This window comes from Terrabacter sp. GCM10028922 (genome assembly GCF_042666095.1).
In the GTDB taxonomy this organism is placed as follows: domain Bacteria; phylum Actinomycetota; class Actinomycetes; order Actinomycetales; family Dermatophilaceae; genus Terrabacter.
Genome location: NZ_JBHTFG010000009.1, coordinates 309,900 through 325,021, shown reverse-complemented (window position 1 = coordinate 325,021; position 15,122 = coordinate 309,900). Strand labels below are relative to the sequence as shown.

The 15,122-nt window shown below is 70.7% G+C and carries 13 protein-coding genes; 9 read left to right on the top strand and 4 right to left on the bottom strand.

Annotation, left to right across the window (positions count from 1 at the left end):
* Positions 1 to 11: 11 nt before the first annotated feature.
* Complete coding sequence (locus ACFQU3_RS10340) at positions 12 to 944, bottom strand: hydroxymethylglutaryl-CoA lyase (RefSeq protein ID WP_385909366.1); 933 nt, start codon at positions 942 to 944, stop codon at positions 12 to 14.
* A gap of 103 nt (positions 945 to 1,047) precedes the next feature.
* Between ACFQU3_RS10340 and ACFQU3_RS10335 the strand changes: the two genes are divergently transcribed.
* The 8 genes from ACFQU3_RS10335 (at position 1,048) to ACFQU3_RS10300 (ending at position 10,026) form a co-directional block, all read left to right on the top strand.
* Positions 1,048 to 2,700, top strand: a complete 1,653-nt coding sequence (locus ACFQU3_RS10335; protein ID WP_385909364.1) for a DNA repair helicase XPB — start codon at positions 1,048 to 1,050, stop codon at positions 2,698 to 2,700.
* 90 nt (positions 2,701 to 2,790) lie between these two features.
* Positions 2,791 to 2,967, top strand: coding sequence for a hypothetical protein (locus ACFQU3_RS10330; RefSeq protein ID WP_385909362.1), 177 nt, complete (start codon positions 2,791 to 2,793; stop codon positions 2,965 to 2,967).
* 372 nt (positions 2,968 to 3,339) lie between these two features.
* Positions 3,340 to 4,062 carry a response regulator transcription factor gene (locus ACFQU3_RS10325; protein ID WP_385909360.1) on the top strand — a complete coding sequence of 241 codons (723 nt, stop codon included), beginning with the start codon at positions 3,340 to 3,342 and terminating at the stop codon, positions 4,060 to 4,062.
* Positions 4,063 to 4,066: 4 nt separating this feature from the next.
* A complete protein-coding gene (locus tag ACFQU3_RS10320) occupies positions 4,067 to 5,617 on the top strand; it encodes an ATP-binding protein (protein WP_385909357.1) in 1,551 nt (516 codons plus the stop codon).
* Positions 5,618 to 5,685: 68 nt separating this feature from the next.
* Complete coding sequence (locus tag ACFQU3_RS10315) at positions 5,686 to 6,972, top strand: S1C family serine protease (RefSeq protein ID WP_385909355.1); 1,287 nt, start codon at positions 5,686 to 5,688, stop codon at positions 6,970 to 6,972.
* A gap of 142 nt (positions 6,973 to 7,114) precedes the next feature.
* Positions 7,115 to 8,635, top strand: a complete 1,521-nt coding sequence (locus ACFQU3_RS10310) for an SDR family NAD(P)-dependent oxidoreductase (protein ID WP_385909353.1) — start codon at positions 7,115 to 7,117, stop codon at positions 8,633 to 8,635.
* Between the two features lie 153 nt (positions 8,636 to 8,788).
* Entirely contained in the window at positions 8,789 to 9,193 is a 405-nt protein-coding gene (locus ACFQU3_RS10305; RefSeq protein WP_385909351.1) for a VOC family protein, read from the top strand.
* A 17-nt stretch (positions 9,194 to 9,210) separates the two neighbouring features.
* Complete coding sequence (locus tag ACFQU3_RS10300; RefSeq protein ID WP_385909349.1) at positions 9,211 to 10,026, top strand: DNA polymerase beta superfamily protein; 816 nt, start codon at positions 9,211 to 9,213, stop codon at positions 10,024 to 10,026.
* Positions 10,027 to 10,042: 16 nt separating this feature from the next.
* Here ACFQU3_RS10300 and ACFQU3_RS10295 read toward each other — a convergent pair whose 3' ends face one another.
* The 3 genes from ACFQU3_RS10295 to htpX form a co-directional block, all read right to left on the bottom strand.
* Positions 10,043 to 10,867 (bottom strand): hypothetical protein, encoded by an 825-nt coding sequence (locus ACFQU3_RS10295; protein ID WP_385909347.1) that lies wholly within the window; start codon positions 10,865 to 10,867, stop codon positions 10,043 to 10,045.
* A 5-nt stretch (positions 10,868 to 10,872) separates the two neighbouring features.
* Complete coding sequence (pepN, locus tag ACFQU3_RS10290) at positions 10,873 to 13,371, bottom strand: aminopeptidase N (protein WP_385909345.1); 2,499 nt, start codon at positions 13,369 to 13,371, stop codon at positions 10,873 to 10,875.
* Positions 13,372 to 13,432: 61 nt separating this feature from the next.
* On the bottom strand, positions 13,433 to 14,308 hold the full coding sequence (htpX, locus tag ACFQU3_RS10285; RefSeq protein ID WP_385909343.1) for a zinc metalloprotease HtpX: 876 nt from the start codon (positions 14,306 to 14,308) through the stop codon (positions 13,433 to 13,435).
* Positions 14,309 to 14,503: 195 nt separating this feature from the next.
* Between htpX and ACFQU3_RS10280 the strand changes: the two genes are divergently transcribed.
* A complete protein-coding gene (locus tag ACFQU3_RS10280) occupies positions 14,504 to 15,100 on the top strand; it encodes a hypothetical protein (protein ID WP_385909341.1) in 597 nt (198 codons plus the stop codon).
* Positions 15,101 to 15,122: the final 22 nt, after the last annotated feature.

The window sequence follows — 15,122 nt, the reverse complement described above, 5'->3', positions numbered from 1 at the left end:
GGTTGGACCGGTCAGGCGTCGGCCAGGGCGCGCACGACGTTCGAGGGGCTCGGCCGGCCGAGCTGCTGCGCCATCCACACCGAAGTCTCGACGAGCGCGTCGAGGTCGACTCCGGTCTCGACGCCCGCGCCGTGCAGCGCCCAGACGAGGTCCTCGGTGGCGAGGTTGCCGGTGGCGGACTTCGCATACGGGCAACCGCCGAGGCCACCCGCCGACGCGTCGACGACCGAGACGCCGTCACGCAGCGCCGCCATCGTGTTGGCGAGCGCCTGGCCGTACGTGTCGTGGAAGTGCACCGCGACCCGGTCGGTGCCGATGCCGCGCGCGCCGAGCGCCTCGAGAAGCCGGTGCACGTGACCGGTCGTGCCGACGCCGATCGTGTCGCCGAGGCTCAGCTCGTGGCAGCCGAGATCCATGAGCCGCTCGGCGGCGTCGACGACCTGCCCGACCGGCACCGGCCCCTCCCACGGGTCGCCGAAGCACATGGAGACGTAGGCGCGCACCCACATGCCGCCCGCCAGCGCGCGCTTCACGACCGGCTCGAACATGGCGTACTGCTCGTCGACCGACCGGTTGAGGTTCTTCTGGGCGAAGGTCTCGGTGGCCGACCCGAAGATCGCGATCGCCTGCAGGCCGAGCTCCTCGGCACGGTCGAGGCCGCGCTCGTTGGGCACGAGAGCCGGCCGGCGACGTCCGCGCCCGTCCTCGCCGAGGGCACCGAGCACCTCCTCGGCGTCGCCCATCTGCGGCACCCACTTCGCGGGGACGAACGAGGTCGTCTCGATCGTGCCGAGCCCCGCCGCCTCGAGCCGCCGGACGAACTCGACCTTCGTCGCGGCCGGGACGACCGTCTTCTCGTTCTGGAGTCCGTCGCGGGGACCGACCTCGTAGATGGTCACCTTCGCGGGCAGCCCCGTCGCCGCCTCGACCTGTGGGGATCGCATTCGCCCATACTGTCATCACGCCCGACGACCCCGGTTCGATGTATCCGGCGGTCAGAGGTGACCGCGGAATACATCGAACGGGAGAGGGAGTTGCCCCCACACGATGAATGACGGACCCCTGATCGTGCAGAGCGACAAGACCCTCCTGCTCGAGGTCGAGCACCCGCGCGCCGAGCAGGCCCGCCGGGCGATCGCACCCTTCGCCGAGCTCGAGCGCGCACCGGAGCACGTCCACACCTACCGGATCACCCCCCTCGGACTGTGGAACGCGCGCGCCGCCGGTCACGACGCCGAGCAGGTCGTGGACGCCCTCATGTCGTTCAGCCGGTATGCCGTCCCCCACGCGCTGCTCGTCGACGTGGCCGACACGATGGACCGGTACGGCCGCCTCACTCTCGAGAAGGAGGGCTTCGCCGACTCGCCCGAGGGCACGCGGCTCGTGCTGCGGACGACGGACCGCCCGGTGCTCGAGGAGGTCCTGCGGCACAAGAAGATCAAGCCGCTGACCGGCGAGCGCCTCGACGACCTCGCCGTCGTCGTCCACCCGAGCGAGCGCGGCACGCTCAAGCAGGAGCTGCTCAAGGTCGGCTGGCCCGCCGAGGACCTCGCGGGCTACGTCGACGGCGAGGCCCACCCGATCGGCCTGCTGCAGGACGGCTGGCACCTGCGGCCCTACCAGCAGCACGCCGTCGACGGCTTCTGGCACGGCGGTTCGGGTGTCGTGGTCCTGCCCTGCGGCGCGGGCAAGACGCTCGTCGGCGCGGGCGCGATGGCGGCGGCCCAGGCCACGACCCTCATCCTCGTCACCAACACGGTGAGCGCGCGGCAGTGGAAGGACGAGCTGCTGCGCCGTACCACCCTGACCGAGGACGAGATCGGCGAGTACTCCGGCGCCCGCAAGGAGATCCGGCCCGTCACCATCGCGACCTACCAGGTGCTGACGACGAAGCGGAAGGGCGCGTACGCGCACCTCGACCTGCTCGACGCCCGCGACTGGGGCCTCATCGTCTACGACGAGGTGCATCTGCTGCCCGCGCCGATCTTCCGGATGACGGCCGACCTCCAGGCCCGCCGCCGGCTCGGCCTCACCGCGACCCTCGTGCGCGAGGACGGCCGCGAGGCCGACGTCTTCAGCCTCATCGGCCCGAAGCGTTTCGACGCCCCGTGGAAGGACATCGAGGCGCAGGGCTACATCGCTCCCGCGGACTGCGTCGAGGTGCGGGTCAGCCTCCCCGACGGCCAACGCATGGCGTATGCCGTGAGCGAGCCGGACGAGCGCTACCGCCTCGCGTCGTGCTCCGACGCGAAGCTGCCCGTCATCGAGAAGCTCGCCGCACGGCACACGGGCGAACCGACGCTCGTCATCGGCCAGTACCTCGACCAGCTCCACGAGGTGGCCGAGCTGCTCGGATCGGACGTCATCACCGGCGAGACGACGGTCAAGGAGCGCCAGCGACTGTACGACGCGTTCCGCACCGGCGAGATCAGCACGCTCGTGGTCAGCAAGGTGGCCAACTTCTCGATCGACCTGCCGGAGGCGAGCGTCGCCATCCAGATCAGCGGCACGTTCGGGTCGCGCCAGGAGGAGGCCCAGCGGCTCGGCCGGGTGCTGCGGCCCAAGGGCGACGGGCGTACGGCGCACTTCTACACCATCGTCAGCCGGGACACGGTCGACGCGGACTTCGCGGCGCACCGGCAACGCTTCCTCGCTGAGCAGGGCTACGCCTACCGGATCGTCGACGCCGACGACCTCTGAGGCCGTGCGACCCGCAGCGTGACTGAGGTCACGTGTCTCAATCTTGGACGTGATTAGGCAAGGCATGCCTTACCTACTTACGCTCTGCGTGTGGGCAAGCTCAAGGCCAAGGACGTGGCCAAGGTCAAGCCGAAGTCCAAGTGCTGCAAGAAGAACCCGCGGTGCCAGAAGTGCGCCGTGGTGATCCACCGACTGTGCAAGCAGGACTGCGCGTCGATGTGCAAGAAGGACTTCAAGAAGGCCCTCGAGAAGGCGCGCAAGCGCTGAGCTCCTGCCCTCGGCCGCGCACCGAACGCCGACGGGACCTCGACGAAGGACCCTGCCCGGGTGGGCAGGGCCCTTCGCGGCTCCGTCGCGCCCCCAGGGTCGGCGACGGAGCCGGAGGACGCACGACCAGGTGACCCGCGGCCGGCGCGACGGTGGGCAGTCGTCCTCGTCGTCGCCGGGTCCGCCCCGGTCGTGGTGACCATCGTTGGTGGGCGGCCCCGTCGCTGCCCCGATGGTCGTCGTCCTCGTCCTCGCCCCGATCACCTCCCAGTGTGCCCGTTTTGTCCCCTTTGCGACAGTCTTCGGCAACCTTGACGGCCAGTCCGAGCAGACTCCCAGCCAACTCCCAGCCGACGCCCCGAGACTGTCATTGTGGACACCCAGACCGCCGCGACGCCCGAGGCCCGCCTGCTCGTCGTCGAGGACGAGCCGAACATCCGCGAGCTGCTCGCGACGTCCTTGCGTTTCGCCGGGTTCGAGGTCGAGACCGCCGGTGACGGGGCGACAGCCCTCGCGATGGCGGAGGAGTCGGATCCCGACCTCGTCGTCCTCGACGTGATGCTCCCCGACGTCGACGGGTTCGAGGTCACGCGCCGTCTGCGCGACCGCGGCCGCCAGCAGCCGATCGTCTTCGTCACCGCCCGCGACGCGACGGGCGACAAGATCCAGGGCCTCACCGTCGGCGGCGACGACTACGTGACGAAGCCGTTCAGCCTGGAGGAGGTCATCGCGCGCATCCGGGCCGTGCTGCGCCGCACCCGGGGCCAGGTCGACGACGGTGCGACGCTGCGCTTCCACGACCTCGAGCTCAACGAGGACTCCCACGAGGTGCGTCGCGGCGGGCGCATCATCGACCTGTCCCCGACGGAGTTCAAGCTGCTGCGCTACCTGCTGCTCAACCCCAACCGGGTCCTGTCCAAGCTGCAGATCCTCGACCACGTGTGGGACTACGACTTCCGAGGCGAGTCCGGCATCGTCGAGTCGTACATCTCCTACCTGCGGCGCAAGATCGACGCCGACGGGCCCTCGCTCATCCACACCAAGCGCGGTGTGGGTTACGTTCTCCGGGTGCCCCCAGATCTGACCACCTCCTGACGGGATGGCCGACCTGACCACCTTGGCGGCCGCCGGCCCCGGGAACGGCGGAACCGTCCGCAGACGATCCCTGACGCGGCGGCTGCGCACCACGCCGCTGCGCTGGCGGCTGCTCGGGGTGACGTTGGGGCTCATCGCCGTGGCCCTCGCGGCCACCTCGCTCGTCGTGAGCGCACTTCTTCGCGTCTATCTCGTCAACCAGACGGAGGGGGAGCTCGAGGTCTATGCCTCGAGCCTCGCCTCGGTCAAGCTGTCGGAGCTCCCGCGCGCCGGCTCGAGCCTGCCGACCAACTTCACGGCGCGGATCGTCGACCTCACGACCGGGAGCGTCGAGTCGCTCGGCGAGGCCGCGTTCGAGCCCGACCGCGCCGCGATCCCGACCCTGTCGGTGTCTGACCCGCGCGTCGCGAACCACACCACCTTCGAGGTCTCGTCGCAGGGCGGTGAGGGACAGTGGCTGGCTCTCGCCAGGCTCAACGACACGGGCAGCGCCATCGTCGTCGTCGCGCTCCCGCTGCGGCCGCTCGACGCCACCGTCACGCAGTTCCTCCTCTACGCCGCCCTCATCGGCGCGATCGCCATCGTCGCCAGCGGGGCCCTCGGCTGGTATCTCGTGCGCCGCACCTTCCGGCCGCTGACCCGCATCGAGGACACCGCTGCGAAGATCGCCGTCGGCGACCTGACCCAGCGCGTGGACGTGCCCGACACCGACGACGAGGTCGCCTCCCTCTCGCGCTCGCTCAACTCCATGCTGGCCCGCATCGAGCAGAGCTTCGCCGTGCGCGAGGCCAACGAGGCCAAGATGCGCCGGTTCATCGCCGACGCCTCGCACGAGCTGCGCACTCCCCTCGCGGCCGTCGGCGGCTACGCCGAGCTCTACCGCCAGGGCGCGCTGCCCACGGCCGACGCCGTGACCGGGGCCATGGGACGCATCGAGTCGGAGGCGCACCGGATGAGCGGCCTCGTCGAGGACCTCCTCACCCTCGCCCGCCTCGACGGCGAACGCCCCCTCGAGCTCCAGACCGTCGACCTCGCCGTGCTCGCCGCCGACGCCGCCCAGGACGCCCGAACGATCGCGCCCGGCCGCCACATCGTGACGACGGGCATCAACGGGCCCATCGAGCCGACCGAGCTGCAGGCCGACGAGCAGCAGCTGCGCCAGGTCGTCACCAACCTCGTGACCAACGCGCGCGTCCACACGCCCGACGGCACCTCGATCGAGATCCTCGTCGGGCGGGTCGACCAGCGGCACGTCGCACTCCACGTGTGCGACCACGGACACGGCATACCCGAGGAAGACCGGCTCGAGGTCTTCGAGCGTTTCTACCGCGCCGACTGGTCGCGCAGCCGCGGCAAGGGCGGCGGCAACGGTCTGGGGCTCGCCATCGTCCACGCCATCGTCGGCGCGCACGGCGGCCGCGTGCGCGTCGAGGAGACTCCCGGCGGCGGCGCGACCGTCGTCGTCGAGCTGCCGGTTCAGCCCCCGCCGGGTGGCTCGGCAGCGAGCAGCGGAGCTCGCCCGGGCAGCGCGCGCCAAGGCACAGCGGATTCTTAGGAACGCCACAACGGAGTCCCAAGCTGGGTCGGTGTCATGGAGTCAACAGCCCAGATCGAGGAGGAGCCATGACCCTGGCACCCGAGGACCACACCCAGCAGATCCCGCAGGGCGGCTACTACAGCCAGTCCACTCCGCCTGCGCCGCCGGCTCCACCGACGCCTCCGCTCGGTGAGGGCAGCCGCCCCGACCCGAAGCGCGACCGCCGCTTCGGCCAGACCATGGGCACCGCCCTCCTCGCCGCTGTCCTCGCGAGCGGCGGAACGTACGCCGCCACGCAGCTCGGTGAGCCGAGCACCGCCACGTCGACGACACCCGCCGCCACGGCGACGACGAACCCGAACCAGAACAGCTCTCCCACGGTCGTCCAGGGCAACGCGTCCAGCCCCGACTGGTCCGCCGTGGCCGCGGCGGTCGCGCCGAGCGTCGTGAGCATCGACGTGACGACGCAGCAGGGCTCCGGTGCCGGCTCCGGCGTCATCTTCGACCGCAACGGGCACGTCCTGACCAACAACCACGTCGTCCAGGGCGCGACGGGCAACGGGTCGATCACGGTGACGCTGAGCGACGGGCGCACGTACAACGCGACCGTCGTGGGCACCGACCCGTCGACCGACCTCGCCGTCATCAAGCTCGCGAACGCGCCGAGCGACCTGACGCCCATCACCCTTGGCGACTCCGAGGCGCTCAAGGTCGGCGACCCCGTCATGGCGGTCGGCAACCCGCTCGGGCTGTCGGGCACCGTGACCACCGGCATCATCTCGGCGCTCAACCGCCCGGTCAGCACCGGCACCTCGAACGAGTCGCCGTTCGGTCAGCAACAGCAGTCCGGCGACGAGGTCGTCACCAACGCGATCCAGACGTCGGCCGCGATCAACCCCGGCAACTCGGGCGGCGCGCTCGTCAACAACAAGGGCGAGCTCATCGGCATCAACAGCTCGATCGCCTCGCTCGGGCAGGGCGCCGGCAGCCAGAGCGGCAACATCGGCATCGGCTTCGCCATCCCGGTCAAGGAAGCCAAGTCGATCGCCGAGCAGCTGATCAGGAGTGGCAAGGCCGAGCACGCGTTCCTCGGCGTCAGCACCCGCGACACGGTCGTCACCGACGGCAGCGCCAAGCGGGCCGGGGCGCAGGTCGCCTCGGTGAGCAGCGGCACCCCGGCCGCGAACGCCGGCCTCAAGACCGGCGACGTCATCATCGCCGTCGACGGCCAGCGCGTCGACTCGGCCACGGCCCTCGTCGCCCAGATCCGCGAGATGAAGGCCGGCGACAAGACCACCCTGACGATCATCCGCAACGGCTCGCGCCAGGACGTCTCCGTGACGCTCGCCGTCAAGCCGGACAGCCCGAGCTGACCGGTCCCCCGATCCTCGCGCCGGGGTCACGGGAGGGTGTGCACCGCCCCCACGCGACCCCGGGCGAGGCCACAGCCCCACCGGGTATGCCGTCACCCTCGACGATTGGGGGCAGGCGGCGCACCACGCGTACCCTTGCGCGGTGAGCCTGACCGAGAACGAGCTGGACCCCGACGCCGTCGTGCGCCTCGACCCCGAGGACGTCGCGACCGCCGTGCGCGTGCTGGCACTCGCGCCGTCGCTCGACCTCGACGACCCCGACTTCGAGACCCTGAAGCGTGCCGCTTCGCTGATGTACAAGCGGCTCAAGAAGGACCGCCGCAACGCGAAGACGTGGGCCGAGCGCAAGGCGGACCGACAGGTCATCGCATCGACGGCAACCGGCTCGCCGATGCGCATCGACGACGAGACCAGGGGGATCCCGTTGGTCTCCAATGCTGCCGGCGCTTTCGCGGGCGAGCTCATCAGCCCGCGCGGCTGCTACATCTGCAAGACCGACTACACCTTGGTCGACGCGTTCTACCACTGGCTCTGCCCCGAGTGCGCGGCGCGGTCGCACGCGAAGCGTGACCAGCGCACCGACCTCACCGGCAGGCGCGCCCTGCTCACCGGCGGTCGCGCCAAGATCGGGATGTACATCGCGCTGCGGCTGCTGCGCGACGGCGCGCACACGACCATCACGACGCGCTTCCCGAAGGACGCGATGCGGCGCTTCGCGTCGATGGAGGACTCCGCCGACTGGATCCACCGGCTCAAGGTCGTCGGCATCGACCTGCGCGACCCGACCCAGGTCGTCGCCCTCGCCGACGAGGTGGCGGCGGCAGGCCCGCTCGACATCCTTGTCAACAACGCCGCGCAGACGGTGCGCCGCTCCCCCGGCGCCTACAGCAACCTCGTCGAGCTCGAGTCGGCCCCGCTGCCCGAAGGCCTCGCCCTGCCCGAGATGGTGACCTTCGACCGGATCAGCGAGGCGCACCCTGCCTCGATCGCGGGCGCCCTCGAGCAGCACGCGATCGTCCACCACGACGGCGAGTCGGTCGAGCACGCGATCGCCGCGCAGACCGCCGCCTCCATGACGGCCCTGGCCCTCACGGCCGGGCACGCGAGTCTCGAAGCGCACCGGGACGGCACGGCCGTCGACGCAGGAGGCCTGCTGCCCGACCTCCAGCGCACCAACTCGTGGACCCAGAAGGTCGAGGAGGTGGACCCGCTCGAGATGCTCGAGGTGCAGCTGTGCAACTCGACGGCACCGTTCATCCTCGTGTCGCGGCTGCGCCCGGCCATGCGCGCGGCGGTCGCGGCAGGCGCGCGGCGGGCCTATGTCGTCAACGTGTCGGCCATGGAGGGACAGTTCTCGCGTCGCTACAAGGGCCCCGGTCATCCACACACGAACATGGCCAAGGCAGCCCTCAACATGCTGACCCGTACGAGTGCCGGTGAGATGTTCGAGAACGACCGCATCCTCATGACGGCGGTCGACACCGGCTGGATCACCGACGAGCGCCCGCACGACGAGAAGCTGCGCATCGCCGCCGAGGGCTGGCACGCGCCGCTCGACCTGGTCGACGGCGCCGCCCGCGTCTACGACCCGATCGTGCGCGGCGAGGCCGGCGAGGACCTCTACGGCTGCTTCGTCAAGGACTACGAGCCCAGCCCCTGGTGACCGGCGGCCTCCAGGGGTGACACGCCTCCCCCTGTGCACTGGGTCATGTGGTGACCCACGGGACGCATCGGGGTGTCGGGTCACTGGGCGACTCAGCGCACAGGACCTGCCCTTCCCATGCCGTCCGCCGGGTTCGGGCGTAGCGTCCGGGTCATGATCACCGCAGTTCACAACCTCGTCTACTCCGACGACGCCGCAGCGACACGCGCGTTCTTCCGCGACGTCCTCCAGTGGCCCTTCGTCAGCGACTCTGCGTCTACCGAAGACGAGGCGACGGGCGCGGACGCGTGGCTCATCTTCGGGACCGGACCGAGCGAGGTGGGCGTCCACCCGACACGCGGTCCTGAGGGCTCGTCCTGGGGCGCTCCGCGCCACCACGCGATGTCGCTGATGTGCGACAACCTGCAGGCCACGATGCACGACCTGGCCTCGCGCGGTGCGAGCTTCACGACCGAGCCGGCCGACCACGGGTACGGCCTCGTCGTCATGCTGGCCGTGCCGGGTGCGGATGACATCCAGCTCTACGAGCCGCGACACACCACGGCCTACGACCGCTGAGAAGAAGGGACGGCAACGTGCGCAGGCTCGCCCCGGACATGGATCCGGAGGTCGTGGCGCAGATCGACGCGCGTCTCGCGCGGGCCAGCGACGAGCACGCAGTCGCGATTCCGTGGGCGATCGAGAGCGGCAGCCGCGCCTGGGGGTTCCCTTCTCCTGACAGCGACTACGACTGCAGGTTCTTCTTCGTCCGCCACCGTGACGCCTACCTCGACCCGTGGCCGCCACGCGACGTCATCGAGACGCCGCTCGACGCAGTGTTGGACGTCAACGGCTGGGACCTCGTCAAGGCGGTTCGTCTCGCCGAGAACGGCAACGCGACGGTCGCCGAGTGGCTGCGCTCGCCGTTGGTCTACGACGGCGACCCGGCCTTCCGCGACGCCCTGCTCGAGGCCTGTGAGGCCCTCGTCGACGTCCACCGCGTCGGACGTCACTACCTCCACGTCGGCGAGGGGCAGTGGCAGCGCAGTGGAGCCGATCGGGGGCGTGACGTCGTCCTCAAGCGGGTCTTCTACGCGCTACGTCCAGCCGCCGCGCTGCACTGGATGAGGGCGCACGGGTCCGCGACACCACCCATGAACCTCATGGAGCTGTTCGACGAGGCGCCACCGCCTCCCGCCCTGCGGGAGGCGGTCGAGCGGATGGTCACGGCGAAGGCAGTCACCCGGGAGCTCGGGACGGGGCGCGTGGACGATGTCGTCGTCCGATGGATCGAGGAGCAGCTGGCTGACGCGCGGGACCGCTACGACGGCGACCTCTCACCCGTCGGGGCGCGTCGGCGCCGGGCCGCGGCCGCCTTCCGTGAGCTCGTCGACGCCTGGGCGCCGGCCTGACGCCTGCAGCGTGCACTCACCGCTGCGGAGGTGTCGTCATCCCGACGCCGTCGGCGATGACCTCGTCCATGAACGCGATGAGGTCACGACGGCGCCTGTCGGGGTCGGCGGCATACGTCGACGCGTCGTCGGGACGCTCGCGCACGCGCAGGGCCTCCTCGACGATCTCGCGGTGGTGCGGGTACGCGCCGAGGGCCCAGCGGCCCGCGCCGGACTTCGACGTCGGTGTACCGGTCAGGAGCAGGTGGACCAGGCGCGGCGCCCCGAGCGCGCCCCACTCCGCAGCCTGCGGCAGGGACGCCTCGCGCGGGTGGTGGTGCATCGCCTCGAGCTGTGAGCGCCAGTAGGTGTCGAGGTTCTCGCGGGTCGAGGCGTGGAGCGCGGCGTCGTCGCTCCAGATCGTCAGGTCGCGAAGAGCCTTGCCGCGCATCGTGATCCCGTGGTCGCGCAGCTCGCGCCAGGTGATGTGCTTGATGTCGCAGTGCGTGCCGAGGTCGAACCACTGGTGCAGCACGCCCGGTACCTCCGGCACGACGTCGGGGCTGCGCGCGAGGTCGTCAGTGACGACGTAGAAGCCGTCGTATGCCGGCTCGGGCCACCGTCGGTCCAGCTCGGCGTGCACCTGCCGGAGGACGTCGACCTCGCCGTCGCCGGGGCGCCGGCTCGTGACTGCGACGAAGTCGATGTCGCTGCTTCCGTGGAACTCGCCCTCGAATCCGACCGAGCCGTGCAGGTGCAGTCCCTCGAGCAGACCCGGGAGGCGCTCCTCGAGCAGGGCGGCGTGGGCGTCGCACACCGTGCGCACGAACTCGGGCAGCTCGTCTCGGGTGGGGGCGGGCACGCCCGTCACACTGGTGCGCCGAACGTCGCCCGTGACGCGAGAGCCTCGCGCAGCTCGGCGTCGGCGTCGACGAGCGAGCGGTGCACGGCGGGCGTCAGGTCGTCACGAGCGATGGTCGCAGCGCTGAGGCGAGCCGTCTCCTCGGTGAAGACGCGCGGGAACGCGACGAGCACGACGCGGGACAGGGCGTCCTCGCCGACCCACTCCGACATGGCGGGCACGTCGGTGAAGTAGCGGGGCACGTAGTCGACGACGAGGTCGTCGTCGGGCGCCATCCAGAACCCCCGCGCCAGGTGGACCATCTCGTAGTTGGAGCGTCCCTCCTGCCCGGTCAGCTGGGCCCACGCCCACGCCTTGACCTCGGCGTCGGGCAGGCTCGCGCGGCACATGAGCGCGTTGAGGCTGCCCTGGAGCGTGTCGTCCTTGGTGTGGTAGGCCTCGATCTCGGGCACCCCGATGAGCCCACGTGAGGCGAGGTTGCGCACGACGATCCAGCGGAAGTCGCCGTCGTCCTCGAGGCCGGCCGGCAGTCCCTCGCCGTCGGCCCACGCGCGCAGCAGCGTCGCGTCGGCGCTCGTGCCGGCGACCAGGCGCGCGGCGGCAAGGGACTCGGTCGTGCCCGGCGTCGACCGCTCGAGCAGCCCGGCGCCGGCCGTGCTGAGCCGGGCGAGCGCCCGGTCCTGCGCCTCGCGCGGTACGAACCACGGCACGATCCGGTGCTCTGCGTACGCCGCGATACGGGTCAGGATCGACGAGCTCGTCTCGTGCGGCCACGCCGCGTCGAAGACGTCGAGGAAGGCGCCGGGCGAGACGGTCGCGCCGTGCACCCCATCGATGAGCGCCGACCACACGACGGCGCGCGCCTGGTCGTCGGGGACCTGCGCGAGCTGGGTCGGCAGCGCCGCCACCGTGGAGTCGGACAGGCGCACCCGCGCCCACGTCAGGTCGGACGCGTTGGGCACGAGCAGCGCCGGCTCGGGAGTGCCCTCCAGGTCGGCGAGCGCCGTCTCGGGGCCGGTGATCGTCGTCGTGACCCGGCCGAGCTCGCGCCCGTCCGTCCAGCCGGCGACGTCGAACGCGTGCGGCCGGTCGGCGGGGCGGTCGGTGGGCGACTCGCGCCGCGCAACCGCCGACTGGATGACGCCGCCCTGCTCCTCGACGTCGACCGAGATCGTGTCGCGGTCGGCCGTGAGCAGCCAGGCGCGCGACCACGTCTCGAGGTCCTTGCCGCTCGCGGCCTCGATGGCGCCGAGGAAGTCGGCGAGCGTGCCGTTGCCGTAGGACTTGTCGGTCAGGTAGGCGCGCACGCCCTCGATGAAGGGCTCGTCACCGACGTACGCGATGAGCTGGCGCAGCGTGGCCGCGCCCTTCGCGTACGAGATGCCGTCGAAGTTCTGCAGTGCGCTCTGCGCGTCGAGTGCCTCGACGCCGGCCACGGGGTGGGTCGAGGGTGAGCGCTCCGCGCCGTAGCCCCACACCTTGCGGACGATCGAGGAGTCGACCCAGGCGTCGGTGTAGTCGGTCGCATCGACGAGGCAGCGGTGAGACATGTACTCGGCGAACGACTCGTTCAGCCACAGGTCGTCCCACCACTTCATCGTCACGATGTCGCCGAACCACATGTGCGACATCTCGTGCGCGACCGTGTTGGCGCGACCGAGGAGCTCGTCACGGGTGGCCGCACCCCGGAAGAGGTACTGGTCGCGGAAGGTCACGCAGCCGGGGTTCTCCATCGCGCCGGCGTTGAACTCGGGCACGAAGACCTGGTGGTACTCGCCGAACGGGTAGCGGATGCCGAACAGCCCGTGGAAGTAGTCGAACGACCGCTTCGTCACGTCGAAGAGCTCGGGGGCGTGCCGCTCGAGCGGCTCACGCAGCGACGCCCGCGCGTGGATGCCCAGGGGTATGCCGTCGTGCTCGTCGCTCACGGAGACGTACGGTCCGGCGCACACCGTCATGAAGTACGTCGCGAGCGGCTTCGTCGTGGCGAGGGTCCACCGGCCCGGGCCGCTCTGCGTCGCAGCGCCGTTGCCGAGGACGACCCAGTCGAGGGGGGCCCGGACCGTGACGTCGTAGGGGGCCTTGAGGTCGGGCTGGTCGAAGCACGCGTAGACGCTGGGCGCGGCGTCGAGGAACAGGTGGCCGTAGACGTAGTCGCGGTCGTCGGCGGGGTCGGTCGCGCGGTGCAGACCCTGTCCGTCGTGGCTGTAGGCCATGGTGGAGGCGACGACGAGCTCGTTGTCGGCCTGCAGGCCGGTGAGCGGCAGGCGCCCGTCGAGGACGGCGGCCGGGTCGAGCGCCTCCCCGTTGAGCGACACCGCCTCGACGGAGCGCGCCTTGAGGTCGACCCACGAGGCCGCGCCGGGCTCTGCGCACGTGAAGCGGACGGCCGTGTGCGAGCCGAAGATCTCGTCACCTCGGTCGAGGTCGAGCTCGACGGCATACGACGTGACGGTGATCAGCGAGGATCGCTCGCGGGCTTCGACCAGGGTGAGACTGCGCATGGGAGCGAGCCTGCCAGATCGGCAGGCTCGCCGTGGCCCGGGAAGCCCGGCGTCATGACGCTCACGACCAGCGCGGGCCGCCGGCGAGGTTCTCGAGGCGCGCGATGCGCTGGTCCATCGGCGGGTGCGTCGACAGGAAGCGCGTGACGTCCTGGGCCCGGAAGGGGTTGGCGATCATCATGTGGCTCGCGTTGACGATGTCCTGCTGCGGGGCGAGGGGCGCCCGCGCCACACCGGACTCGAGCTTGCGCAGTGCCGAGGCGAGGGCCAGAGGGTCACCCGTGAGCCTCGCACCGTCCTCGTCGGCGTCGTACTCGCGGGTGCGGCTGATCGCCATCTGGATCAGCACAGCGGCCATCGGTGCGAGCAGGCTCATCGCGAGCAGCGCGATCGGGTTGGGGCGGTCCTCGTCGGAGCTGCCGCCGCCGAACATGCTCGTGAACATCAGCATCTGCCCGACCGACGTGATGACGCCCGCGATGGCGGCCGCGACCGAGCTGGTGAGGATGTCGCGGTTGTAGACGTGCATGAGCTCGTGGCCGAGGACTCCGCGCAGCTCGCGCTCGTCGAGCAGTCCGAGGATGCCCTCGGTGCAGCAGACGGCGGCGTTCTGCGGGTTGCGTCCCGTCGCGAACGCGTTGGGCGCCTGGGTCGGGGAGATGTAGAGGCGCGGCATCGGCTTGCCGGCGGCGGTCGAGAGCTCACGGACGATGCGGTACATCGCCGGCGCCTGCGCCTCGGAGACCGGGTAGGCGTGCATGGCGCGGATCGCGAGCTTGTCGCTGTTCCAGTAGCCGTAGAAGGTCGTCGCGACGCCGATGAGCGCGAAGAACCAGATGAACCGCCCACCGCCGACGAGCGCGCCGATGCCGAGCAGGAGGGCCCAGATGCCGCCGAAGAGGGCGGCCGTCTTGAGCCCGTTGAAGTGGTTGTGCATGTCGGGTGAACGAGCAGGTGCGGGAGGGCGTTCCCACTGGGAGCTCGCTGGCAGCGCGCGGGGAGGCTGCTGGGAGCCGGCCGCTGTGACGGGGATCTCGCGGCCCTGCCCGTGGAACACGACCTGAACTACTACGTTCCGTAGTAGTTTGGCGGTGTTGGGACAACCGACACCCCACGATGAAGGAAGCGAACGATGCGCAAGACACTCGACAGGCTGATCTCCTGGACCGGCCTCATCATGGCCGCGGTACTCCTCGTCGCGGGCGGCCTGCTGACCTACGCCAGCAGCTTCGTCGCCGGCAACGTCAAGGAGCAGCTGAGCCAGCAGAACATCACGATGCCGGCAGCCGCCGCGCTCGAGACCCAGGAGCAGAAGGACGCCCTCCTGCAGTACGCCGGCCAGAAGATGGAGACCGGCGCGCAGGCGAAGGCCTTCGCGGACCATTACATCCTCGTGCACATGAACACGCAGTCGAACAACAAGACGTACTCCGAGGTCTCGGGTGAGTTCATGAAGGCGTCCAAGAACGCGGCGGCCGACCCGGCCCAGGTCCAGGCGCTCGGCGAGCTGCGCCAGAGCCTGTTCATGGGCAACACGCTGCGGGGCCTGCTTCTCAACGCCTACGCCTTCGGCACGATGGGCACGATCGCCCTGTACGCCGGGATCGGAGCCTTCATCGCGGCAGCCCTCCTGCTCGTCCTCGGCCTGCTGGGCCTGCGCCACGCGAAGCACGTCGACGAGGCGACGGTGCCCATCTCCGGCAGGCAGCCGGTCCCCCACACCGTCTGACGGCTCGGTCGAGGTCGACGTC